We start from the raw sequence: 26,008 nt of genomic DNA, 5'->3' as shown, positions 1-26,008 counted from the left end.
TCTTCCCATGATCAACGTGACCAATCGTACCAATATTAACATGCGGTTTTGTTCGTTCAAACTTGCTCTTCGCCATTTGAGCTCTCCATTTTCCGTCCAAGCCAAGGACTAAGTTAAAAATTAATTACCAACCTGAAATTACGCGTATTTCTTTTGAATCTCCAAAGCAACAGCTGAAGGCACAGGCTCGTAATGATCAAACTGCATTGTATACTGCGCACGCCCCTGACTCATAGAGCGAAGAGTATTCACATAACCAAACATATTTGCCAAAGGAACCATTGCATTCACAACCGTTGCAATGCCGCGCGCTTCAGTTCCTGAAATCTGTCCCCGACGAGAATTGAGATCACCAATAACATCACCAACATAATCATCTGGTGTAACAACTTCCACCTTCATGATCGGTTCAAGAAGCTGTGCACCAGCCTTCTTTGCCCCATCACGAAAAGCCGCACGAGCAGCAATCTCAAAAGCCAAAACCGAAGAATCAACATCGTGATAGCCACCATCAATGAGAGTCGCTTTTACACCAAGCATAGGAAAGCCCGCAAGAGGACCTGACCCCATAACACTCTCAATCCCTTTTTGGACACCGGGAATATATTCTTTAGGAACAGCACCACCAACAATCTTTGACTCAAAAATAAAGTCATCACCATCATGAGGCTCAAAAACAATTTTCACACGAGCAAATTGACCTGCACCACCCGATTGTTTCTTATGCGTATAATCAATTTCCGCCATTTTAGTAATTGACTCACGATAAGCAACTTGAGGCTGCCCAACATTTGCTTCAACCTTAAACTCACGCCGCATACGATCAACAATAATATCAAGATGAAGCTCACCCATTCCAGCTATAATAGTCTGACCAGATTCCTCATCCGATTTAACACGAAATGAAGGATCTTCGGCTGCTAGACGGTTAAGAGCAATACCCATTTTTTCTTGATCTGCTTTTGTCTTCGGTTCAATTGCAATCTCAATAACAGGCTCTGGAAATTCCATCCTCTCCAAAATAACAGGCTTCAAAGGATCACAAAGAGTATCCCCTGTTGTCGTCTCCTTAAGTCCTGCAAGAGCAACAATATCACCAGCAAATGCTTCTTCAATATCCTCACGAGAATTTGAATGCATTTGAAGCATACGCCCCAAACGCTCTTTTTTCTTTTTCACAGTATTCTCAAGAGAAATACCTTTCTGAACTTTACCTGAGTAAATACGACAGAACGTCAATGAACCAACAAAAGGATCATTCATAATTTTAAAAGCAAGCATAGATAACGGAGCATCATCAGAAGATTCGCGTGTCGTCTCAGCCTCATTCTTTACATCAACACCCTTAATCGCCGGAATATCAATTGGAGAAGGAAGATAGGAAACAACAGCATCCAAAAGTGGCTGCACCCCCTTGTTTTTAAAAGCCGTACCACAAAGAACCGGATGAAACTGAACTTCTACTGTCCCCCTACGAATGAGAGAAACAAGCTGCTCGTTGGTTGGCATAACACCTTCCAAATAAGCCTCTGTCGCAGCTTCATCAACCTCCACAGCCATCTCAATCAATTTCTCGCGATATTCTTCAGCTTTCTCCTTTAACTCAGAGGGAATTTCACTTATCACTGCCGAGGCACCAATAGAACCATCCCACTTTAAAGCCTTCATTTCTACAAGATCAACAACTCCTTCAAAGTCATTTTCAGCACCAATCGGCAACTGCAAAACAAGCGCTTTAGCACCTAACCGAGAACCAACCATCTCCACACTACGATAGAAGTCAGCTCCTATTTTGTCCATTTTATTAACAAAAACCATACGAGGCACGCGATACTTCTCAGCTTGCCGCCAAACAGTTTCCGTTTGAGGCTCCACACCAGCATTTGCATCCAACAAGGCTATTGCACCATCAAGAACACGCAAAGAGCGCTCAACTTCAATCGTAAAATCAACGTGCCCTGGCGTATCAATAATATTAAAGCGACGCTTCCGACCGTCTTGCCCTTCCCAAAATGTCGTTGTCGCAGCAGACGTAATCGTAATACCACGCTCCTGCTCCTGCTCCATCCAATCCATTGTAGAAGCCCCATCATGGGTCTCGCCAATTTTATGATTCTTACCGGTATAGAACAGAATACGTTCAGTCATCGTAGTTTTACCAGCATCAATATGCGCCATAATACCAAAATTACGATAATCTTCAATTTTATATTCGCGAGCCATTATATTTGCCTTAGTTTAAAACTTCTACCAGCGATAGTGAGAAAAAGCACGATTAGCTTCAGCCATACGATGAACATCTTCACGCTTCTTCACGGCAGAACCACGATTATTAGCCGCATCCATCAATTCACCAGATAAACGCTCAACCATCGTCGTTTCATTTCGACCACGTGCCGCCGCAATCAACCAACGAATAGCAAGAGCCTGACGACGATCAGGACGAACATCAATCGGAACTTGATAAGTAGCGCCACCAACACGGCGTGAACGAACCTCAATATGAGGAGCAATATTCTCTAAAGCTCGATGAAATAGAGCCACAGGATCTGTTTTTACTCTTTTTTCCACAGAATCGAGCGCACCATAAACAATACGCTCTGCAACTGATTTTTTACCATCAAACATAATGGCATTCATAAATTTCATAATAACCAAATCACCAAATTTGGGATCTGGATTAATCTCACGCTTTTCTGCTCTATGACGACGGGACATTAGCTTTGTCTCTCAATATTATTTTGGACGCTTTGCGCCATACTTTGAACGACGCTGTTTACGATTCTTGACACCCTGCGTATCAAGTAAACCACGAATAATGTGATAACGAACTCCTGGCAAATCTTTCACACGACCACCACGAATCATTACAACAGAGTGCTCTTGAAGATTATGTCCCTCTCCAGGAATATAACCAATTACCTCAAATCCATTCGTCAAGCGAATTTTAGCAACTTTACGAAGAGCAGAATTAGGTTTCTTCGGTGTTGTTGTATAAACACGCGTACAGACACCACGCTTCTGCGGATTCGACTGCAGAGCAGGAACCTTATTACGTTTAACTGGCGCCACACGCGGCTTGCGAATCAACTGGTTTACGGTAGGCATGCAACCTTCCTCTTTTCGATCTACATTCGTCTCACCCAATCGGGCTTTTCTATTTTTATTTCTATCCACCCCAACAGAATCGGAACAGATATCTAAGTCTATACACAAAATCGGGCACACCTGCAAAAAACAGTTTACCCGACCATAAGCAGAGAAGGCAATAGCCTTTTGCACTAGCATTTGCTTTTAATCTTCTTAACACCTGTGAATGATCCGGTTCATATCCAAAACACCTGATTACATTCACATCGGTTATATCCATCTCTAATAGCGAGAACACGTACATTCGTCAAGAACTAAACAGCAGAAAGTTTTTAAAAATGAAAATAAATTAAATTTTAAAACTTTAAATTTGCTTTTACCGCTACTCTTGATAAATCAATTTACCATAGTAATATCCCCTATAAACAAAAAAACAGCGATGTGACTGTAGTAAAACATACATGCAGTAAATTGAATTGCATATTGGATATCTAATGATGAGCGCCATGAAAATAGCAACGTGGAATATTGCCGGGATAAAAGCACGACATGAAACATTATGTCAATGGCTGCAGCAAAGCCAGCCGGACATAGTCTGTTTACAGGAAATTAAAAGTATCGATGAAAATTTTCCACGCGATGCAATTGAAAGTTTAGGTTACCATATAGAAACACACGGACAAAAAAGTTTTAATGGCGTTGCGATTCTCTCTAAAAAAACACCAGATGAAGTGATCCGTCGATTACCAGGCAATGATAATGATAAACAAACACGTTACATTGAAGCTGTTTATTCAACAAACAAAGGTGTTGTTCGTGTTGCATCTCTCTATTTGCCAAATGGGAATCCTATTGAGAGTGAAAAATATTCCTATAAGATAGAATGGATGGAAAGATTATATACACATGCAAAATCATTGCTTGCGTATGAAGAACCTCTTATTCTAGCAGGTGATTATAATGTCATCCCCACTCCATTAGATGCAAAAAAACCTCAAGAATGGTATCAAGATGCCTTATTTCTTCAAGAAACAAGAAAAGCATTCCAACGTATTCTCCATTTAGGTTTTTATGATGCTATCCGGAATGTCACCGATACTCCCTCCTTCAGTTTTTGGGATTTTCAGGCAGGTGCTTGGCCTAAGAATAATGGGATTCGCATTGATCATTTATTATTATCACCAGAAGCTGTTGATCAATTAATTTGCGCTCATAGCCAAACAGAAGTAAGGGGATATCAAAAACCATCCGACCACGTTCCTGTTTGGATTAACCTTAATATCAATTAAGAAAGTAAAATCCTCATTTCATGAGACAACAAAAAAAATTCCACTCAAAAATAATAACTATGCTACAGCATATAAACAGTATATCTTAAGCAAATAAAATAAAAATAAATGAATGGAGGACATAAATGAAGAAATCATTATTAATGCTTATTGCAGCAACGTCCATTGGATTCTCAAGTTTCGCGCATGCTGAACATGATACTCTTGAAAAAATAAAACGAACAGGTGAAATTACTTTAGGTGTCCGTGAATCATCTGGTTTAGCCTACGCCCTTGGTAATAATAAATATGTAGGCTTTCATACAGAAATGGCAGAACGGATCATTGATGATATCTCAAAAAAAATTGGTAAACCAATTAAAATTCATTATCTTCCCATCACTTCTCAAAATAGAATTCCTCTCTTAAAAAATAAAACCTATGATTTTGAGTGCGGCTCAACAACACATGATATTGCCCGCAGTAAAGAAGCAGCATTTGCTTATACGACATACATTGAAGAGGTTCGGATTGCTGTAAAGAAAAACTCTAACATTAAATCTCTTGAGGATTTAAATGGAAAAACAGTTGCAACGACCACCGGTACAACATCTGTTCAACTTATTCGTAAAAATAAACGTGCAAAAAACATTCAGTTTAAAGTTTTAAAGGGAAAAGATCACGGAGATAGTTTTTTATTATTAGAATCTGGTAAGGCAGATGCTTTTGTCATGGACGCTTCAATTCTTGCTGGACATATTGCTAAATCAAAGAATCCATCTGATTATGTCATTCTTGATACTGTACTTTCAGTCGAACCTATTGCCTGTATGCTCAGATTAAATGACAAAAAATTTGAACAAACAATCAACGATAGTATCGTACGTCAGATTAAAGATGAATCACTGGAAAAGCTTTATAATAAGTGGTTTATGAAACCGATCCCACCTGCTAACACTGTTATGAACCTTCCCTTGTCAAAACAAACAAGATATGCTTGGGATCACCCAAATAATAAGCCTCGAGAAAGCTACGCGGAAAAAGATTTATAGAATTTAATAAAGAAGAACCACACTCTTTTGAAATTGAGTGTGGTTTATATTTTAATTCACTTTTTAATAAATTTGGCCTATGTAGATGCGCTTGGTTTATTGCCCTATTTGTGAATGACTAATTTGAGGGAATATCAATTAATGGACTTTTCTTTCCTTTGTAGAGATGACCTTACTCAAACATTGGTAACAGGATGCTTGGGAACTCCCGGTGTGAGCCATACCTATTTAGATACACTTCTCGATGGCTTTAAAAATACGGTTATATTGTCTATCACTTCACTTATATTAGCTGTATTGTGTGGTGTTATTATAGGAACAATGCGCACTTTACCCAAAACATCCATAATCAATTATATATTTCGCACTATCGGTACTATTTGGGTAGAGATTATGCGTAATATTCCCCTCCTTGTACAAGTGTTTTTGTGGTATTTTGTTGTTCCGAAGATTTATCCACCAGCGATGAAATTTTCCCCCATTCTCTTAATAACATGCGCATTGGGATTCTTTACATCTGCACGCATTGCTGAACAGGTTCGTTCAGGCATTGAAGCGATTCCTTCTGGACAACGCTATGCTGCTATGGCAATGGGGTTTACAACTTATCAAAGTTATCGCTATATTATACTACCACGTGCTATACGTGCAATTATGCCACCTCTTACTTCAGAAGCAATGGGGATTGTGAAAAATTCGTCTATAGCATTCGCCGTTTCAATAAATGAGCTCATGCAATTTCAATACCAAGCAATTGAAGAGGTAAGCCATGTTTACGAAAATTATTTACTTGTTACGATCCTTTATATTCTAATAGCCTTATTCGTATTCATTGTGATGACAGTCATTGAACAAATACTCAAAATTCCTAATTTTCAAATAAAGGGAAATTGAATATGATGAATTTCATAAGCTCTCAGTTTGGACTTTATTTTCCTTTCAATTTTTCCGACTTTGATTTTTCCTTTTTTACCTTTGATGTATTTCGTTCTTACATTTTATCAGGTTTACTCTTTAGCGTTTTTCTAACTCTTTTTGCAACGGTATTGGGGTTTGTTTTCGGTACGCTTTTAGCAATGATGCGCCTTTCTTCCATAAAACTTCTTTCTTGGTTTGCAATCAGTTACATAACAGCTATGCGTTCAATACCACTTGTGATGGTTATCTTATGGTTTTTCGTGCTTCTGCCTTTTTTAACCGGTATATCCATTGGTGCAAATAAATCAGCACTCATTACCTTTACCGCATTTGAAACGGCTTATTTTGCTGAGATTATGCGTGCTGGAATCAATTCAGTTCCGCAAGGACAAAAATATGCAGGACAAGCTCTTGGAATGACATATTGGCAAAGTATGTACATTGTCATTCTTCCTCAAGCCTTTAGAGATATGCTTCCAGTCTTTTTAACACAAGTTATTATCCTTTTTCAGGATACAACCCTTGTTTATGCCATCAGTGGTCATAGCCTTTTGAATGGTTTTGATATTGCTGCTAATAATTTTGGTGTAAAGCAAGAAGCTTATATCTTAGCAGCTATTTTCTATTTTGTTATCTGTTTTACACTGTCACAAATAGTTTTGTATTTACAAAAAAAAGTATCCATTATTCGCTAACAGGAAAAAAAATGTCTACTCATATGATCGAAATAAAAAATGTTTCTAATTGGTATGGCGAAATTAAAGTCCTTAAAAACTGTACAACCAATATTAATAAAGGAGAAGTCGTTGTCGTTTGTGGTCCATCAGGCTCAGGAAAGTCAACACTCATTAAAACTATTAACGCTCTCGTCCCTTTTCAAAAAGGTGAAATTTGGATTAATGGAATACCTGTTCATTCAAAAAAAACGAATCTGCCTAAATTGCGAAGTCAGGTAGGAATGGTGTTTCAACACTTCGAGCTTTTCCCCCATTTATCTGTCACAGAAAATTTGACAATTGCACAAATCAAAGTCCTAAAACGAAGCAAAAAAGAAGCACTTGAACGTGGATTGTTATATCTTGAGCGCGTTGGCCTCATTGAACACAAAGATAAATATCCTGGTCAACTTTCTGGAGGGCAACAACAACGTGTTGCTATTGCACGTGCCTTAACTATGGATCCACTTGTCATGCTTTTTGATGAACCAACATCTGCTCTAGATCCTGAAATGGTAGGTGAAGTACTCGATGTCATGATTAGCTTAGCAGAAGAAGGTATGACGATGATTTGTGTAACCCATGAAATGGGATTTGCGCAAAAAGTCTCTGAGCGTGTTATTTTCATAGATCAAGGAACAATTCTTGAAGACTGTTCATCTAAAGAGTTTTTTTCTGATCCGCAAGCAAGAAAACCGAGAACGCAAGAATTTTTGTCTAAAATCTTAAGTCATTAGCCATTAGATTATCAAAAAAAAAGCTATCTTTACTATGAACTTGTATACAAGAAAACAGAGTTTAATATAAGATGAGAGAATGTAAAAATATTACAATCAGATGTTTAAAAACTGTTATTCTTTAAAATCTCAGCAACCAGTGAAATTGCTGTACGTCTCTCAGATTCATTACAAAGAGCAAAAGCCTGTTCTTGCAAAGGATGAATCCAATTTTTGTCTTTTACGTTAGCTTTTTCATAGGCAGCAGTTAACATTGCTGCCCCACGGACAATTTTTCCTTCTTGAAGCAGTATATTTCCAAGCATTGCTTGGGCAGAAGGATTTCCTTTTTTTGCTGAAAGTTGAAACCATCGTGCTGCTTGTATAAGATTCTTCTCCCTTCCCTCTCCCTTTAAAAATATTTTTCCTAAATGATACTGAGCTTTAGGATTTCCATAGTTTACCGCAGCCTGCATATAAAGATGAGCAGCATAAGAAGGATCAGGTTTCACAGGTGATTGAGGAATACCTTTTTTTATATATCTCGCAAGTTTAACCAATGCATCAGAAACATAACTTTCATCCTCTGAACCAAGATCAGCACCTTTTTCAACAATATATGCAAAAAAATTATATGCCTTATAATCATTTTTAGGAACACCATCACCGTTGGCATAGATAGAGCCAAGTTTCCAATTCGCACCAATATGGCCTCTCTTAGCTGCACAACGTAATGCTGCAATAGCCTGATTTATATGCCCATTTTTATAAGCAGACATGCCACGTTTAAAAAAATAAAACGAACCATCATTCGCTTCTTGCAAGCTATTGACATCTATTACATAAACAGTCGAAAAAAATCCCCCTAAAATCACAACAATCGTGACTTTTTTCCATATCTGAAACCTATTAACCATTTCCCCCCCTATCTCAATTTTAATGATTATATCTGTTACAAATTTCTTTGTAGATATTTAAACTCTTTTTCTTAGTAAGAAGCATACGCGATTTTAAAGTAAAAATTTTAAAAGAAAAGACAAATAGATAAAAATCATCCAAAATGTTCGATAAAATTAAGTATCCATTTTTATATACAACAAATTGATTTTTAAATATAAATCATCATTCTATATTTTGTAACACATCCTTTAACATTCTAAGCTTTATCGATCTTAAAATTTTATACGTATGAGTAAAAATCGTTCAATAAAATAACGTACATTAAACAGCAACTTGAGAATGAAGAGAATACATGATGAATGGTAAGCGTTTAAATATAAAAAACAATACGAAAGATGGATAAATATAATGATGATAGTTAACTTATAACTTCACGACTGCCTTACCACCTTAAAGATGAAGTTTTTTGTCTCCGTCAATCTATAAACAATACAAGCTTTTTGTTTAACGGATTGCACCTGACATCATTTCACATGGGGTTACTTCATACTTTACACACAAGTTCTACCTCAGAATACTCACCACTACATACAAAAAATACCACATGTGTAATTTTACATGCCTTATATTGCTACTCTAAATGATGATATTTTACAGAAATAAAACAATGTTTTGATTTATAATGATGATTTACCTTTTTGCATATTGAATGAGGACCTCGAATATCGTAAGATTCTCTCATTCCAAACCTGTTCCATGTTAAATCAATCAAAACCATCCGCTTGCACATTACAAGCAGAGAGAGCTATGTGGATAAAAACTCTGTGTAAGAAAGAACTAAAAATGCCTCTTACGAACGGTTTGAGCTAAGGGTTATCCGGATATTGGACAGAATGGTGCCCCCCGGCGCTTGTTACTTCACAAGCATAAAGAAGGGAAGCTCAATGGATTTACCGTTATACCACTCATGATCTACGTCGTGGAATAGGCTTGGATGCCTTAAAAGATGTCTCTTTAATGATAAACATAAAACAATGGATTTCAGTAGAGATTTTATGATCGTTCATGAAAAACTAACAAAAGAAAAAGTTTCCTTTTAAAGAAGATCTATACTAGCCCTACTGGTATGCAATTATCTATCAAAAAAATAAAAAGTTGAAATCAATCTAACCGCTCTAAAGCAACAAATATTTTTTTCTGCGCTGCACGCAGTTCTACAACCCTGTTCCGCTCACGCTCAACAATTTCTGCTTTTGCATTTGCTATAAATTGGGGGTTGTTTAACTTAAGCGATATTTTTTCAATATCTTGTTCAATTTTACTGACATCCTTCCTCAAACGAACACGTTCAGCCTCCAAATCAATCAACTGTCCTAATGGTAAACAAAAAACAGCCTCTCCCAAAATCATTTGTGCCGATACTTCCGGAACTTTATCAGAGAAATCAATAACTTCAATACGCGCTAATTTTTTAAGAAGTGCATCATAACGCTTCACACGCTCTCGCGTTACTTCCCCTCCTTCGACAACAACAAGAGGTGTTTGTGTCGCCACTGGAATATTCATTTCAAAACGTACAGACCGAATCCCCGTGACGACATCAATAAGCCAATTAATATCATCAGCAGCTTCTTCATCTATCAATGTTTTCTCTGGCCATTTTGTCAATGCGAGCATATCCTCACGCTTGATGGCTTGCGTTTCTGTAAGAGACCACAACTCTTCCGTCATATAAGGCATAAAAGGATGAAGAAGTTTATAAACCTCATCTAAAACCCAAGCAGTACAAGCTTGAGCCTCATTTTTAGCATCTTCATTTTCCCCCTGAAAAATAGGTTTGAGAAGCTCCAAATACCAATCACATAATGTATTCCAAATGAAACGGTAAAGAGTGGCAGCTGACTCATTAAATTTATAGTGTTCAATACCAGTCGTAACCGCTGAAATTGTTTTAGATAACTCTGTTAAAATCCAACGATTAAGCGCCAATTTTGCTTGTTCTGGTTTAAAAGCTGGATCATGCTTCACACCATTCATCTGTGCAAATCGGGTAGCATTCCACAATTTCGTAGCAAAATTACGATAACCAGCAATACGGGAAACATCAAGTTTTACATCACGACCTTGTGCTGCCATAATAGCTAAAGTAAACCGAAGTGCATCAGCACTATATTGATCAATAAGCTCTAAGGGATCAATAATATTTCCCTTTGATTTTGACATCTTTGCACCCTTTTGATCCCGCACAAGAGCATGCACATAAACCGTTGGGAAAGGAACGTCACCCATAAAGTGAAGTCCCATCATCATCATACGAGCAACCCAGAAAAAAATAATATCAAATCCTGTCACAGATAAAGATGTTGGGTAAAAAGTAGATAATTCAGTCGTTTTATTTGGCCATCCTAATGTTGAAAAAGGCCAAAGAGCTGATGAAAACCAAGTATCTAAAACATCCGGATCACGGATTAATTCAACAACCTCACCATAATGAGCAAAAGCTGAATCTAAAGCCTCTTTTTCACTTTTTTCAACAAAAACCGTTCCATCAGGACCATACCAAGCAGGAATCTGATGTCCCCACCATAATTGGCGAGAAATGCACCAAGGTTGAATATTTTCCATCCAATTGAAGTACGTCTTTTTCCAGTTATCGGGAACGAACTGCGTTTTGCCTTGTTGAACAGCCTCTATCGCTGGCTTTGCTAATTCAGCAGCATGAACATACCATTGATCTGTCAAAAAAGGCTCAATAGGGACACCACTGCGATCTCCATGAGGAACCATATGGGTATGATCATCAACAGAAGCTAAATATCCCTGTTCTTCCATCAAAGAAACAATCTTCTGGCGAGCAACAAAACGATCAGATTTATCGAGATTTTCTACTAACATTTTTAATTCATCTGATAAAATCAAACCATCGAAAAATGCTTCATTTTTACGAAGAAAAATCTCGGCTTGCTGGGTAAAAATATTGATCAAGCGTAAATGATTACGCTGTCCTACTTCAAAGTCATTAAAGTCATGAGCTGGTGTGATTTTTACAGCACCACTTCCAGCTTCAGGATCAGCATGGCTATCACCAACAATTAATAACCTACGACCAACAAGCGGCAAAAGAGCATTTTTACCGATAAGATTTTTATAACGCTCATCTTCAGGATTAACAGCAATTCCTGTATCACCAAGCATTGTTTCTGGTCGTGTTGTCGCCACTGTTATAAAAGTTGTCGCATCATTTGGATCAAAAATTTTACCTTCAAGTGGATATCTAAAGTGCCACAAACGTCCTTGAACTTCTTTTTGCTCAACTTCAAGATCTGAAATAGCTGTCAACAATTTAGGATCCCAATTGACGAGGCGCTTATCCCTATATATCAACCCTTGCTTATAAAGCGTGACAAAGACTTCACGAACCGCCTGCGACAACCCCTCATCCATTGTAAACCGCTCACGCGACCAATCACATGAAACCCCAAGGCGACGCAACTGGTTTGCAATAACGCCTCCAGTTTCATAACGCCATTCCCAAATACGCTCAATAAACTTTTCTCTCCCCATTTCTTGACGCGTTGGCTCTTGGCGTTCTGCAAGTTGACGCTCCACTACCATTTGCGTAGCAATCCCAGCATGATCCATACCAGGCTGCCACAACACATTTCTGCCACGCATCCGCTGAAATCTAACTATTATATCTTGAATTGTCGTATTGAGCGCATGCCCCATATGAAGTGAGCCCGTAACATTAGGAGGAGGAAGCATAACGCAAAAAGGTTCTGCACCGCTTTTAGAACCAGCTCCCGCTTTAAAAGCCCCACGAGTCTCCCATCTCTTTGCAACCCGTTGCTCTATAGAGGCAGCATCATAGTTTTTTTCTAACATTCTATCCATCCATAACGCCGCTGAAAAACACAATATATGATCAAAACCTGATCAGAATCTCGTGAATCTCAGCCATTCACTAGAGAGCTCGCAAAATCGCAAACAAAATTCTCATAAAATGAAAAACATAAAAATAATGTAAAAATAATTAAGACGATTTTTTAATCGCCTTCATAATCTCTTCACGCAAAATATCTTCCAGCAAAATAGGCAATTTAGACTGTAACCATTCTGCTATAGCAGGACGCAACACATCCTTTGCAATCTTTTCTGCAGAAGAAATACAATATGCAGACAATTCCACATGACCATCCCTTCCAGCGTCTGACTGTGATTTCCTTATCTCATCTTCATATTCTTTTGCTTTATAAACAGAATTCCGTTCTTCAGAAGAAAGCTTCATCTTTTGCATATCCATACCAACTGTATTATTTTCTGCCTCTATATCCTCTTTCTCTTGCGTTATCTTCCCTCCTTGATTTTCAGAAGAAAGACCAATACGATCAGCTAAAGCTTTCATAGCATCATCAACCGATAAGGTTGTATCATAAATACCCTCGGATGCCACTTCTGAAGCATTCACTGCAACATCTTCATTTAAAAAGTGATCAGATTGAACCGCATTTTCTTCGATTATTTCACGAATAGATGTTAAAATTTCATCCATACTTGGCTCACGTAACACGCTTGAACTCTGTACCATACTTTACAACCTCTCAAAGACGCAACAACAAATAGAATCATATTTTCAGTGTATGCAAAAGAATTATAAGATCAACATGCCTCCTACGATATTTTCAAATATGCTTGTCATAAAGAGGGCGCTACACACAGTTTTCTACACTTATAAAAATAATATCTCGCCGCAATATCTTTCAACATATTCAACTGTTGATTTACTAAGCTTTTAAAAACTAAAATAATTTAATAAGATTCAAAGAGATACTTTTATGTATTATCGGATATATTTAATTGTTTTTAAACCTAAATAACTTGCAGTCAATTTACCAATAGAAGATTGAACACTATAGCTCGCCACAACAGCATTACGCTCTGCCATTGCAAGCGCAATCTGAGCATTAATCAATAGAGTACGAGAATTTAAAACATCCAGCGTCGTTGCTTGCCCTACGAGATTTTCTTGAACACGACCTTTCAGAGCAATTTCAGCAGCACGAACACTTTCACGGTAAGCAACAACAGATGAGCGTGCGCCCTCCAACTGAAACCAAGCAGAAGTAAGTGCTTGTCGCGTATTACTATGCGCCAAATCGAGTTGAAGCTGCGCCTGTCCAAGCTGTTCCCTTGATTGGCGAATTTGCGCAGACGTACGCCCTCCTTCAAAGATTGGGACACTTACTGACAACACTATCGATTTAGAAATGCCATCTTCTCCAACCCCGCTGTAGATTCGATTATAAGATGCAGTTGCAGAAAAATCAACTTTAGGGAGCAATGCCCCTTCTTTCGCCTTTACATTATAAACACTCGCATCGACTAAATATTTAGCATAAAGGATTGCTGGATGCATCACAACGCTCATTTGGTAAGCCATATCAAGGTTGACGGGAAAATCTTTGGCTACAGGTGGGCGTTTTAACTTTTCAGGATCAGAACCAATAACTTGTCGATACACTGCCTCTGCTGCTTTTACATCAGCACGAGCAAGACTCAGCTCTGAAACCGCCACGGAACGTGCAGCTTGAGCTTGAGCAAGATCAACATGCCCTCCTTCACCCACATCAAATTTTGCTTTATTGGAACGAACTTGTTCCTCAAGAGCTGCCAAATTTTCTCTCCGAAGATCGGCAACACGACGTGCGTGATAGACATTAGCATAAGCGGTCACCGCCTCCAGAAACGTATTTTGTTCAACATTACGAAGATATTCACGCTGAGCCTGCAACTTAACTTGAGCTGAAGAAAAGATATTTTGCGTGATAAAACCATCAAATAGTCTTTGATTTAATCTCACTCCTATAGATCCAGAAGTGACATAAGGACCTGTAAAAGACTTATTGCGCCCATAGTTCCCAACTCCCTCAACTTGTGGCAATAGCCCCGATCGCGCAATGACAACATCATCACTGGATATACGCACAGCTGCACGTTCACTATTCAACTTAGCATTATATTTATAAGCCTTAGAAAAGGCATCCATCAATGTTTCAGCACAAACAGCCTCTGATAGAAAAACACTCAACACCAGCAATAAACACGCCTGAAACTTCTTGTTTACTCTAAACATAATACACACAATAACAAACCCCAAATAAATTACAAAATTATCTTTTATTCACAAAACAAACAAGCACTAAAACACAAAACCAGGTGTTTTGAAAAAACAAGGAAGAGGCTTTACAGCGAGGTTAAAAGCACGACGAGCCGAGATGATCCCATCTTCTTTTATATAGATTTGTGCAACAGCAGCATTTCCATGCCCTTCAACCACAACAAGACGTCCACAGTCTTTCATTTGATCAAAGATACCTTGAGGAATAAAATCAACAGATCCCTCAATGAAAATCACGTCATAAGGTCCCTCAACGGCATATCCTTTCTCTAATGGACCATGAACGACAACCACATTATCACATTGATTCCGTTCTAAAGCTTCAAGAGCACGTTCAAAGAGAGATTTATCACTTTCCAGCGCAATCACAGACCCTGCAAGTTTTGCAAGCAACGCTGCACAATAACCACTATTTGCACCAATATCTAAAACAACATCTGATGATTTTACAGCGGCAAGCTGTAGTAATTTCGCTAGAGACGCAGGTTTCATCAAATAGCGTGCAGGAACCCCATCTTGCTCTGGACATAGAACAATATCAGTATCAAGATAACTTAACACTTTCATATCTTCCGATACAAAATCTTCACGAGATACCGTTAAAAAGGCTTCAAGAACTGATAAATCCGTTACATCGACTGTACGAATTTGATTGTCAACCATTTTGCGACGAAGCTCAGCAAAATCTGCAACCATAACGAATATTTTCTCCTAACCTACAAAAAACAAACAAAACAACGACAACAAGGGACGAAGATCTCTTAAACTATGGGTGTTAGAAAAAAGGATGCTACAGTCAACAATTAGATTTTAACTGTATAATCTCTCATACAAAAGCGTCTTCACAAGAATAGAGGGAAATAATCTATTTTCCTATACCTCATCTCCCCTAAAAGCCGTTTCGTTTAAAATCGGCTGGAGGCCTCGCCCGGAATCGAACCGGGATACAAGGATTTGCAGTCCTCTGCGTAACCATTCCGCCACGAGGCCTCGTCAACAAACATAAAGGTTTCAATAAGGGAAGGCAACGCATCCGTCAAGGTGTAGAAATATTCTCTCGCCTTTTTTCCTCTTATTACACAATTTATCATATTTTTTTTAAAAAAGTAATTTTATCCTTTGCAAATCAGTATTGCTTTGCTATAGCCTTTTCAATTAAATGATTGGGCACCGTTCCCCGGTAGCTCAGCGGTAGAGCAACCGGCTGTTAACCGGTTGGTCGCTGGTTCGAATCCGGCCCGGGGAGCCACTTTTCTTTTATTCTACGTAATTTATTGTTTTTTCTAAAGTTTTTAGACATGAGGGATTCGTTAATAAAAGTAATGGAATAGGATTTTTGCAATAAAATAGAAACGCAATATCCTACGGGATGTGTTTTTTGCAATGAACGCAAAAAACTGTTGATTCATTTTAAAATAGCACAAATAAGATTACTTTTCTCAAACCACCGCACCTCTATAAGAGGGCACTGCAATTATTTGCACATTATAAATTATAAATTACGATTTCTTTCATCAAAGATGAATTATTAAGCTCCATCAGCAATGAAACTGTCTCATATTTTTTTCCAAAGAAAGCATAATTTATACTCAATAAAGAAATTAAACTTAAAAACCTGCTCATGAAGCAATCATTTTGAAAAATGGAAGAAACAATAATCAAGGTCATATATTATCTCCATACACCCCACATAACCTCCTCCCCATCCTAAAAGCAAAAAACATAAAACAAGTCTGTAAACACTCCAACGTCTTATCTAACAGGTTGCCTCCTGCTAGCCACTTCAACGCTTTACAAACAACCTTGCCTTGTTCACCACACTGTCATAAAACGTTTAATACATAAAATCTTATAGGCTTTATATCCCCCAAATACTTTATATCCCCCCCAAATAATAGTGTTTTACAGTAAAAACCAAGATAACAAGCTAAATTGTTAAGAGTCCTGAGAAAGCCTTCAGAAATCATGACATTCTCGCTATTGTATTATGCAGTCACATGCTTTTTTAAAGAGATATCTCTTAAATCCCCCCAAGACTCTTTCACAATGACACCCGTAAATGGTATAAAATGAAATCGATTGATCAGCCCCATCTTTATTTATAATAAAAGCCATACCATCATACTATTTTCCAACTCTCAATCTCAGCAATCCCCCATTGCCTTTGAAAGAGTTTATAAAAATTATTTTATTTATTTTTCAAATGTTTATTTATATGACAACTTCACACATAACGTGCAAGCGAATACTTTTGATTGATCCGCATAAATAACTTAAAAATGAAAAAAATACGATATAATTAATTATTAAATATATAAAACAATGAGTTATTATTAGACATCAATTTTTAAAATTAAAAGTTATCATTAAAGATAAAACACATCCTTTATAAAAATAGTTTTATATAAATAAAATCTACTTTTATTCCCATTTAAAAAAATAGGAATAAAGCAAATAAATAATTGCCTCTACAATAAAGATTTTTAATAAATCCAAAAAGTTAGAAGTTTTCATTTCTAAAAAATGAAAACCTCTAAAGGATCTTCTTACTTTGACAAGAGTATTTTATAGCTCTTTTCAATTGAGAATAAATCAACAAAAGTAAAAAATCTCCAGTACATGATCTTTTTTCAAGACTTTATCTAAGCAGCCCTCTTAACTGATTTTCGAAAACGAAGAGGCTTTGCACGCTTTACTACTGCTTTTGCTTTTTTATGCCTCTCATTTTGAGGTGAAGAATTCTTCCGCTGCAACTGTGCGGTATCATCTTTTCGACCTAAAAACTGTTTTTGATGTTTAGATTTTTTAAAACGGCGTTCCTTATCGTTTTCTTTTTCTTTACTTTCTCGTACAATTGGCTTTTCTGGAAACGCTGCAAATTGTTCTGGAACAGCCTCAGCCACCAATTTCATACGAATCAAGCGTTCTATAGCACGCAAGCGGGACCTTTCTACCTTCTCATCAAAAAGCGTAAGTGCTACACCAGATGCGCCATTACGTCCTGTACGACCAATACGATGTACATAACTTTCAGCTTCATCTGGTAAGTCGTAATTAATAACGTGGCTTATCCCTGGTATATCAATACCGCGTGCAGCAATATCTGTTGCCACTAGGATCTGCACAGATCTTTCACGAAAAGCTTTTAAAGCAGACTGGCGAGCACCTTGTGATTTATTTCCATGAATTGTTGCGACTAAATATCCTACCTTTTCTAAACTACGTGTGACAGCATCTGCCCCATGTTTAGTTCGAGTAAAAACAATAACCGAATCAAAAGCTGGATTTGTCAAAAGTTTACTTAAAACATTCTTTTTTTCATTCGTAGGAACACAATATAATTTTTGGCAAATCTCTACAGCCGTAGTACCTTGAGGAACAACTTCAATTTTAACCGGATCATTGAGTAAACATTTTGCAAGCACAGCAATTTCCCTCGGCATTGTTGCAGAAAAGAGTGCTGTCTGACGCTCTTGATGCAAAAGCTTTGCAATTTGCTTAACATCATGAATAAACCCCATATCCAACATACGATCTGCTTCATCCAAAATCAAAAAACGAGATTGGGAAAGATCAACACACTTTTCACGAACAAGATCTCTCAAACGCCCTGGAGTCGCTATCAAAACATCCACACCTGCTTCCATACGTTTAATTTGTTTTAAACGTGATACGCCCCCAAAAATAAGACATGTTGAAAGATGTGCTCCTTTCGCCGCAGTGCGAATCGTTTCATCAATCTGAACAGCAAGTTCACGCGTTGGAGCTAAAATCAAAGCGCGTGCAGTTTTAGGGCAGCGTTTATCACCTAAAGCCAAAATCTGACTTAAAATAGGCAAACTAAATGCCAAGGTTTTTCCAGAACCTGTCTGAGCAACACCTAAAATATCGTGTCCTTTCAACATAACTGGAATAGCTTGTTCTTGTATAGGTTTAGGTTTACTCATCCCAGCAATGAATAAATTTTTAATCAAAAGAGTAGGCAAACCTAACTTTGTAAAAACATTTTCTTCTTTTATAGGCAAAATAAAATCTTTCCTTAGCTGAAGAACTCAAAAGAAGTAACCATCTGAACTCTCCACTCAAGAATCCGCGCAAGAGAAATCCCTGACATTTTAAATGAAGCAACGCCTAAAAAGCGGCTTGCGCAACTCATGAACACCTTGAAATCAAGATAAAGGCGTATAAACTTCACTTTACAAAAAGCCAACAAACCAGTCTAAATGCCTTCACCTCTATTATCTTTGGATTATGATAAAAAAGCAAGAACTTTACGAAATACATTTATCATGAATAAAAACAATATTTAGATCGTTTACTTTTTGATGATTGTGTCCATCGGTAAATGTACCTTGATAAAATCAGGATAAATCTCGAGAAAAACTGGATTTTGTAAAGTTTTTTGACCGCCATAAATTAAATACCATTGGTTTTTATCAAAAATCGCCAAAGTTTTATATTGAATGATGCGATCTTTCATCTCAAGAACTGTTGGAATTAAAGCATACAAAGTACCGTTATCAGTTTGTAAATACTCTATATTTTCTTTATCTAAATAATAAGCACCAGAAGGCAACCCCTCAAATTTCTTATGCAACTGTTGAAGAAAATCACTACGTAAAGCACTCTCTGTTGTATTCAATCGATGTGCCATCTCTTTATAAAGCCGCTCAGGCATATAACGAGAAATAGGCATAAAATCCCCATTTTTTATAGCATTATTGACATCAACAACGACTCTTGAAAGTTCATCTTTTTGTACTATTGTTGGCTGAGATGCTAAACTCTGTTGATTAACAATCAAAAAGAAAAATAGACTCAGCACCGAATAAAAAATAGGTTTCATCATTATACTTCTTGTTTTAGTAAAATTTCAGTTTCTCAAATAACAAAATCAAATAACGTTTGATCATCAGTAATATCACGATAACGCCAACCTAACGCTTGAAATTTTTCCTCTAAAAGACAAAAATTACCGTATTTTTTTGTTTCAATCGCAACCAATACAGAACCAAAGTTTCTCGCTGACTTTTTAAGATATTCAAAACGTACGATATCATCATCTGGTGATAATGTGGAAAGAAAATGACGCAATGCACCAGGATGTTGCGGAAAACTAAAAATAAAATATTTTCTCAACCCTTGGAAACGTAAAGAACGCTCTTTAATTTCTGGCAAACGCTCAAAATCAAAATTACCTCCTGAAATAACGAGAAGAATTTTTTTCCCCTTTAACTCTTGAGGAGGAATACTGTTAAGCGCATCAATCGATAAAGCACCAGCCGGTTCAAGAACCACACCTTCAACATTAAGCATTTCAACCATCGTAGAACAAACGCGGTTTTCAGGAACCGTAATGACAGAATCAGGGGGAAATTGCTTTAGAATTGTATAGTTTAGAGCACCAATTTCAGCCACAGCAGCACCATCTACAAAAGTGTCAATGCTTTCAAGCTTGACGCGTTTTCCACTCTCCAAACAAGCAAGCAAACTTGCAGCTCTTTGCGGCTCAACAAAACGAAGCTTTGTTTTCCAACCATATTCATGTAAAAACTTGCTCACTCCACTTGCCAAACCACCACCCCCTACTGGCACAATCATCAAATCTGGCTCACTTTCTCCATTGAGTTTTTTCCATTGTAAAGCAGCTTCACAAAGCACTGTTGCCTGCCCTGTAATAATGCGAATATCATCGAAAGGTGGAGCCATTACACCACCGCTCTCTACGACAAAGGATTGCGCAGCTTCATAACATTGATCAAATGTTTCACCAACCAAACGAATATCAATGAATTCTTTACCAAAAATACGTGTTTTTTCAATTTTTTGTTGTGGCGTTGTCATAGGCATGAAAATCACGCCTTTACGTTTAAAATAACGACAAACAAAAGAAACCCCTTGCGCGTGATTCCCCGCTGAAGCACAAACAAATGCAGAATCTGGTGATATACAGCTAAGCATTTCTGAAACAAAATTGAAAGCACCACGAATCTTATAAGACCGCACCGGTGTTAAATCTTCACGCTTTAAATAAATTTCTGCATCATACTTTTGACTAAGAAAATCATTTCTTTGAAGTGGTGTTTCAGCAAACACGTGATGCAATCCCACCATAGCTTTTGTGACGTCTTGAATAAATTGACTCATAACACTAATCATTTCATACTTTATTTACATTATAAAAGCTTTTTCTATCGATAAAGGAAACTATTGTCAGTCAAAATTTCACTAAAAAATGAAAAATGTTTCTTTTGTCATTAATTCTTGATTCAATAAAAGATATAGCTTATGAGAGAACTCACATCGCGGACGTGATGAAAACGGTAAACATAGCAGACTTAAAATCTGCCGGTCGAAGACCTTGCGGGTTCAAGTCCCGCCGTCCGCACCAGATTATCTTAATCTCTCTTATTTTCCAATGATTTATTAAAAGTCAAAAAAAATTAAAGCACCTTCTAAACCACCTTTCGTAACTTTATTATAACGCTATAAGACGGCACCGCGGTGGTACTAAAATACGAATCATTGCTGCTTTTTGAGGTACCTTTTTAGCACTTTGACCTCCTCCTCGTCTTTATAGGATGGAGAGGCAATCAGTATTGCTAATTTGGGATTGGCTTATACTCTTCATGACTCTTGTAAAACGACGCAAAAGCTCAGAAAAGAGATAGATGCAAAAGACAAAATAATAGATAAAGAAGCTGAAAAAATACGTGCACAAAAAGATGTGATTCAAAAACAAGAAGAGTTAATTCGAAAATCAACTGCTTCTAAGATTATTTTTCCTCGAATGGCAGTAAAAAATTGGCCCAAAAGTAGTTTCAAGTACTTTCTCACGACCATTTTTTCAAGACAGGCAATCACAACACGCTCTGTCATAGCGCACATATAAATACGCAACAGCCTTCATGGGGGAAGATGATCATCAATACACAAACCGTTCTCTGCCTTGATCTAGATCTAAGACAGGCTGGGCGATTTCTCGTGTAGACAGCAGTATAACAAGTAGCACTTGTCAATTTTGAATTTTGTCGTTTTAAAGGCGATAGTATGCGCTATTTGCGTTTTCAGCAATGGCTTACAAAAATGAAGATCACAACAGATAAAGTCAATGCCTCACAAGAAGAGATGATTAAGACGGTGTGTGCAAAAGGATACAATCCAAAAGATGACAACGAAGCAAATGCTTTAGCAATTTTATATTTAGTTAAAGAAGGAAATGCGCATGTCTAATGCAATGCCATGGATAAGATTCCTTTTGAATGACTGGAACAGTGAGATCGATGGAATGACATGAGAGCAAAGGGGCATTTATATAACGCTTTTCATTCGCATGTATGACAAAAAAGCACCAATTAAAACAGATTTTGAAATGCTTGCCCGCGCTTGCAATTGCTCGCAAAAAAGTTTGTAACTATTGTCGAATATCTCATAAAGAATGATAAACTTATTGAGAAAGATAATGGTTTGTCGAATACGCGCGTTGAAGAAGAGCTAAAAGATTTTACTGATAAAAAAGTGCACATATCGCAAATTCATAGTGAGGCTGGAAAAAAGGTGCACAATAAAAAACGCTATAAAAACACTTTAATGATTTTGCTGAAGCAAACGCTAAGCAAAACCAAGCTATAAAGAAACAGAATAAGAATATATATAAACTAAAACTATCATTTTAGTTAGCAAAAAAAACTGCTTCTGAAAGTTTAGAAACAAACGAACAGGTTGACGAACCAACAGAGGTTGCTGCTGTTGAGACCACATCAGAGCAAATCGAAACGGGTGTAGAAAAACAACCTTCCATTCACGAGCAAGAGAACATTACGAAAAAGCTAAACGGGTTAGAAATGACAGTGGCTGTCGTACCCCTGATGATTTCGAACCTGTTTATGATTTCGCAATCGAAGAGGGATTGCCTCCAGAGCGTGTCAAAGCCGAAATGGCAAAATTTCGAGATTTTTGGAAAGCTAGAACAGGCAAAGATGCACGCAAAACGGATTGGAAAGCAATGTGGCGCAACTGGGTGCAAAAAGCTATCGAGGATTTAGAGAACGGAAAAAACTATGGAAATCACTCTCAAAGGCAAAAAAGTGTAGATGAACGCATCTCAGACAGTATCCTTGATATCGGGCCTCGAGGTCACTTTGAAACACATTCACGAGATGATAACTCCGGAGTTTCCTTTAGTTTTGAAAAGTGGCAAGCATTGACATAACAGCAGGAAGCGATTGCCTTAGAAGCGTGTGATCAACTTCACGAATTGTTTTCAATAAAAGTGAGTAAAGAGGACATAACCAAGGCAATTTGGATGCTTTCGTGTGGTTCAAAAAATTTCGCAACAGGCAGATCATGAAGGTATGGCGCTTACCTATGGAATGGTTTTGGAAAGTGTTTCTGCGTGGTCACTCATAAAAACGGTTAAACGGATTTTATGCGATGAGGTAGAAGGTTTATCGGATACGTTTTTTCCAAACACTCGTGAGTTAGTAAAATTATGTCGTGATTTGGAAAATAGTCTTTTGACAAAAGCCAATCTTGTACACCAGGCTGTTTTGAACACCCGTGAAAAAAGGCTGAAAGAAAAGGCAATGAGAGAGAATTCAAGACCACTCACGTTGGTTGAAAAGCAAGTGAAAAACATTGCAGGTTAGCAAACTAGTGAAAATTTCTGATCATTTTGTGATTGGATGTGCATTTAAATCGACAAAATGGCACCGTACAGAGTGATTTAAAGATTTTATGATAAAAAATCTATCATATAAAACGCTCTGTACGGTCAAATTTAAGGCAAATAGACAAATTTGTAAAATTAGGATTAAAGCATGTTCATTTTAAAACATCTATTCTTAAAAAACCGTAAACAACCCATGCGAAAGAGGTTTGTTGCAACGGCAGTGGGTATGCCCCATGGGGGATGGGACAGAGGAGTATTTTTACAACCTCTACGAATACGAAGACGGCACAAGAGAGTGTGAAAAGTTTGATGGTGGTCAGTATTACAAAACACCTAAGAATGCGGATTTTAGTACCAAAGCGCAAGTAAAAGCATGGGTTTACGGTGGTGATATTCCGAAAAGCATTCTCAATTACGAACCTCTTATAGACGAGATCAACAGAGAGATAAAAAATATTGACTTTATTCAGAGTATATTGCGTATTGCTCTAAATGCGCTTCTTAAACATTTACACAAAAGCATAAAAAGCTATTGAATCATGGGCTTTATGTTATATTTTTATATAATATTAGAGAGGGCGTTTTATGCATACAACGAAATTACGTAAAGTTGGAGGATCAGTTATGCTCTCTACACCGCCTGCATTGCTTGATGTTCTTCATCTTACTGAAATATGCAAGTGGGTTTGGCTATAGATATCGCAAAATTACACTCTTGAAGAATTGTTAGCCCAATGTAATACTTCGGACGATTTTGCGGATAAAGATGTAGAGTGGTTTGATGCTAAGCTTGTTGGGAGAGAGCTCTTGTAATGAAGCGGGGTAAATTGGGTTTGTATCGCTTGACCCAACCTCTGTCTATGAGAAAAAGGAATGCGTCCTGTACTGATTGTGTCACCGGAGACGTTTAATCGTTTAACAAAAACACTCATTGTTTTGCCCATTACGAGTGGAGGAAATTTTGCTAGAATAGCAGGCTTTGCTGTTTCATTGGTGGGAACAGGGCTGCATACAACAGGTGTGATACGCTGCGACCAACCGCGTTCTTTAGATATAGTAGCGCGTAATGGGCGAAGTCTTAGCAAAGTTATCAACATTTCTTACTTGAATTTTTTCTACAATTTTTAATGTTTAAAAACACCAACTTTAGGTAAAAAATAAAAAAGCATAAGATCATGATTTTTTCTGTTGACAATCGGCTAAACAATTTTTCACAGAATAAAAATCAATATTTGACTAATGATGTCATTAATTATGACTCAAAAGAAGCAATGATGAAAGCTGTCATCACTAAGCCAATGTGTGTTGTTGGAGACAATAAAAGCACTGTTCGCTTTGAACCATCAACACCCAATAATCCATTTGTTGAAGTTTCTAATTAGATCTACGCACGTCTCAAGCGCGCCAATGCTGCAAAACTTCTTGTTGAGGCCAAGATGGTAGCAAAGCCTGACAAAGCAATTGAACACATTAAGCAAGTAGAAAAAGAACCCAACCAAATATTATCTGAAACAGTAACAGAGGAAACCTCTCTCGAAAAACCAAAAGAATCTAAAGCTTCCAAGCCATTAACCCCTACCCCAAAAAAGGCTTAAAAGTTGAAGTTAATCATCCACCAAAAATGGTATCTTCAACAGGCAAAAGATACCTTCACAAGCCTTCAAGCCCCTCGCCTTAATTGGGCTCTGCGTAATGCTCTAAACACTGCAGCAAAACAAGTCGAACGCTTTACTGAAAAGCAAGTTGCAGACATCTCATCAGCCCAAATAAAGCGTATAAGAAGAGGTGTTTATATTAAAGAAAAGGCGACAGCAAGGTTTCTTGAGACAGATATCATTGGTTCTGGAACACCAATACCTCTTAAATTTTTTCAAGCAAGAGAAACAAAACGCGGCGTAACTTACACACTGTTTGGAAAGAAAGAAATCTTACCCCATGCTTTTATCAAAGGTGGGCAGTTTTCCAAAGCGTGTTGAATTAAAAAAGCTGAATGGGAATGTGTTTCAAAGAGCCGATGGAGATCAATTCCCCATTGCAAAACAAAAAGGACCCTCCATTGCTAAAGTGATGTCTAAGCCAGAAATTGCAAGTGCTATTGCACAACATGCCAATGAAAGATTAACCAAAAACATACAGAGACAACTTGCTCGTCAAGAATACGCTGCCAACAAGAAAAGCTAAATTATGTTCTTAAGCTTTATCTATCTATTCCATATCCTTATGAGTTATGTATTATACACTTTGATTGCAATTTTAAGAACAGATTATCACTTATGTTTTGTTTTTTCCATAAAAAAGTCAATAAAATCAATTCAAAATGTACTTCCCAGCGGGTTGGCTTCGTTGCGGGGCAGACTAGTGCGAACTATCGCTAACGACAGAATTTTCAATTTGACTGTACATTTTACACTTAGCTCATTGATAAATAATAATTTCAATATGTACACTGTACAATATGTGAAACGTTTTCTTAGCAAAAAGTAATTCTTGTTGCTGGAA

General features: G+C 37.4%; 19 protein-coding genes, 3 tRNA genes and 6 pseudogenes. 15 read left to right on the top strand and 13 right to left on the bottom strand.

The window, feature by feature from the left end; genetic code table 11:
* The 4 genes and pseudogenes from ACFINZ_RS04000 to rpsL all read right to left on the bottom strand — a co-directional run.
* A pseudogene (locus ACFINZ_RS04000) lies at window positions 1-76 on the bottom strand (elongation factor Tu); the annotation flags it as partial.
* Window positions 77-138: 62 nt separating this feature from the next.
* Complete coding sequence (fusA, locus tag ACFINZ_RS03995) at window positions 139-2,223, bottom strand: elongation factor G (protein WP_375632905.1); 2,085 nt, start codon at window positions 2,221-2,223, stop codon at window positions 139-141.
* Between the two features lie 24 nt (window positions 2,224-2,247).
* Window positions 2,248-2,718: a 30S ribosomal protein S7 gene (gene rpsG / locus ACFINZ_RS03990; RefSeq protein WP_375632907.1), complete on the bottom strand. Its 471-nt coding sequence runs from the start codon at window positions 2,716-2,718 to the stop codon at window positions 2,248-2,250.
* An 18-nt stretch (window positions 2,719-2,736) separates the two neighbouring features.
* Entirely contained in the window at window positions 2,737-3,108 is a 372-nt protein-coding gene (gene rpsL / locus ACFINZ_RS03985) for a 30S ribosomal protein S12 (protein ID WP_005773262.1), read from the bottom strand.
* Window positions 3,109-3,596: 488 nt separating this feature from the next.
* On the opposite strand from rpsL, the gene xth reads away from it, so the two are divergent.
* The 5 genes from xth (at window position 3,597) to ACFINZ_RS03960 (ending at window position 7,781) form a co-directional block, all read left to right on the top strand.
* Window positions 3,597-4,379: an exodeoxyribonuclease III gene (gene xth, locus ACFINZ_RS03980; RefSeq protein WP_375634813.1), complete on the top strand. Its 783-nt coding sequence runs from the start codon at window positions 3,597-3,599 to the stop codon at window positions 4,377-4,379.
* Between the two features lie 125 nt (window positions 4,380-4,504).
* A complete protein-coding gene (locus tag ACFINZ_RS03975) occupies window positions 4,505-5,410 on the top strand; it encodes a transporter substrate-binding domain-containing protein (RefSeq protein WP_375634815.1) in 906 nt (301 codons plus the stop codon).
* Window positions 5,411-5,551: 141 nt separating this feature from the next.
* Entirely contained in the window at window positions 5,552-6,304 is a 753-nt protein-coding gene (locus ACFINZ_RS03970) for an amino acid ABC transporter permease (protein WP_375662114.1), read from the top strand.
* A gap of 2 nt (window positions 6,305-6,306) precedes the next feature.
* Entirely contained in the window at window positions 6,307-7,023 is a 717-nt protein-coding gene (locus tag ACFINZ_RS03965) for an amino acid ABC transporter permease (RefSeq protein ID WP_375621443.1), read from the top strand.
* 11 nt (window positions 7,024-7,034) lie between these two features.
* The gene (locus ACFINZ_RS03960; RefSeq protein WP_273791447.1) at window positions 7,035-7,781 is read left to right on the top strand and encodes an amino acid ABC transporter ATP-binding protein; all 747 of its coding nucleotides are present in this window, start codon (window positions 7,035-7,037) and stop codon (window positions 7,779-7,781) included.
* A 104-nt stretch (window positions 7,782-7,885) separates the two neighbouring features.
* Here ACFINZ_RS03960 and ACFINZ_RS03955 read toward each other — a convergent pair whose 3' ends face one another.
* From ACFINZ_RS03955 to ACFINZ_RS03930, 6 genes are all read right to left on the bottom strand, one after another.
* Entirely contained in the window at window positions 7,886-8,677 is a 792-nt protein-coding gene (locus ACFINZ_RS03955; protein ID WP_375618569.1) for a tetratricopeptide repeat protein, read from the bottom strand.
* Between the two features lie 1,144 nt (window positions 8,678-9,821).
* On the bottom strand, window positions 9,822-12,545 hold the full coding sequence (locus tag ACFINZ_RS03950) for a valine--tRNA ligase (RefSeq protein ID WP_375701177.1): 2,724 nt from the start codon (window positions 12,543-12,545) through the stop codon (window positions 9,822-9,824).
* A 148-nt stretch (window positions 12,546-12,693) separates the two neighbouring features.
* Window positions 12,694-13,248 (bottom strand): DUF2497 domain-containing protein, encoded by a 555-nt coding sequence (locus ACFINZ_RS03945; RefSeq protein WP_375632919.1) that lies wholly within the window; start codon window positions 13,246-13,248, stop codon window positions 12,694-12,696.
* Window positions 13,249-13,500: 252 nt separating this feature from the next.
* Complete coding sequence (locus ACFINZ_RS03940) at window positions 13,501-14,793, bottom strand: TolC family outer membrane protein (RefSeq protein ID WP_375632921.1); 1,293 nt, start codon at window positions 14,791-14,793, stop codon at window positions 13,501-13,503.
* Window positions 14,794-14,859: 66 nt separating this feature from the next.
* Entirely contained in the window at window positions 14,860-15,534 is a 675-nt protein-coding gene (locus tag ACFINZ_RS03935; RefSeq protein WP_375613722.1) for a protein-L-isoaspartate O-methyltransferase, read from the bottom strand.
* A 220-nt stretch (window positions 15,535-15,754) separates the two neighbouring features.
* Window positions 15,755-15,828 (bottom strand) — tRNA-Cys (locus ACFINZ_RS03930).
* A gap of 184 nt (window positions 15,829-16,012) precedes the next feature.
* Here ACFINZ_RS03930 and ACFINZ_RS03925 point away from each other — a divergent pair.
* Window positions 16,013-16,087 (top strand) — tRNA-Asn (locus tag ACFINZ_RS03925).
* A gap of 1,393 nt (window positions 16,088-17,480) precedes the next feature.
* Here ACFINZ_RS03925 and ACFINZ_RS03920 read toward each other — a convergent pair.
* From ACFINZ_RS03920 to ilvA, 3 genes are all read right to left on the bottom strand, one after another.
* Complete coding sequence (locus ACFINZ_RS03920; RefSeq protein WP_375683980.1) at window positions 17,481-18,863, bottom strand: DEAD/DEAH box helicase; 1,383 nt, start codon at window positions 18,861-18,863, stop codon at window positions 17,481-17,483.
* 290 nt (window positions 18,864-19,153) lie between these two features.
* Window positions 19,154-19,684, bottom strand: a complete 531-nt coding sequence (locus ACFINZ_RS03915; protein WP_375607472.1) for a hypothetical protein — start codon at window positions 19,682-19,684, stop codon at window positions 19,154-19,156.
* 35 nt (window positions 19,685-19,719) lie between these two features.
* On the bottom strand, window positions 19,720-20,997 hold the full coding sequence (gene ilvA, locus ACFINZ_RS03910; protein ID WP_375612449.1) for a threonine ammonia-lyase IlvA: 1,278 nt from the start codon (window positions 20,995-20,997) through the stop codon (window positions 19,720-19,722).
* Window positions 20,998-21,143: 146 nt separating this feature from the next.
* On the opposite strand from ilvA, the gene ACFINZ_RS03905 reads away from it, so the two are divergent.
* From ACFINZ_RS03905 to ACFINZ_RS03865, 9 genes and pseudogenes are all read left to right on the top strand, one after another.
* Window positions 21,144-21,229 (top strand) — tRNA-Leu (locus ACFINZ_RS03905).
* Between the two features lie 527 nt (window positions 21,230-21,756).
* Window positions 21,757-22,071, top strand: a pseudogene (locus tag ACFINZ_RS03900) (hypothetical protein).
* Between the two features lie 676 nt (window positions 22,072-22,747).
* Window positions 22,748-23,050, top strand: a complete 303-nt coding sequence (locus ACFINZ_RS03895) for a hypothetical protein (protein ID WP_375632929.1) — start codon at window positions 22,748-22,750, stop codon at window positions 23,048-23,050.
* A gap of 103 nt (window positions 23,051-23,153) precedes the next feature.
* On the top strand, window positions 23,154-23,486 hold the full coding sequence (locus ACFINZ_RS03890) for a hypothetical protein (RefSeq protein ID WP_375632931.1): 333 nt from the start codon (window positions 23,154-23,156) through the stop codon (window positions 23,484-23,486).
* Between the two features lie 171 nt (window positions 23,487-23,657).
* A pseudogene (locus tag ACFINZ_RS03885) lies at window positions 23,658-24,045 on the top strand (hypothetical protein).
* 49 nt (window positions 24,046-24,094) lie between these two features.
* Window positions 24,095-24,322: pseudogene (locus ACFINZ_RS03880) on the top strand (antitoxin).
* A 60-nt stretch (window positions 24,323-24,382) separates the two neighbouring features.
* Window positions 24,383-24,637, top strand: coding sequence for a type II toxin-antitoxin system PemK/MazF family toxin (locus tag ACFINZ_RS03875; protein WP_375637025.1), 255 nt, complete (start codon window positions 24,383-24,385; stop codon window positions 24,635-24,637).
* A 146-nt stretch (window positions 24,638-24,783) separates the two neighbouring features.
* Window positions 24,784-25,104 (top strand): annotated as a pseudogene (locus ACFINZ_RS03870) (hypothetical protein).
* A 3-nt stretch (window positions 25,105-25,107) separates the two neighbouring features.
* Window positions 25,108-25,690, top strand: a pseudogene (locus ACFINZ_RS03865) (hypothetical protein).
* Window positions 25,691-26,008 lie beyond the last annotated feature (318 nt).

Source organism: Bartonella sp. AA81SXKL (genome assembly GCF_042196945.1).
Taxonomy (GTDB): domain Bacteria; phylum Pseudomonadota; class Alphaproteobacteria; order Rhizobiales; family Rhizobiaceae; genus Bartonella.
Note: the sequence above shows the minus strand (reverse complement) of the source record. Positions and strands in the feature narration are given on the sequence as shown.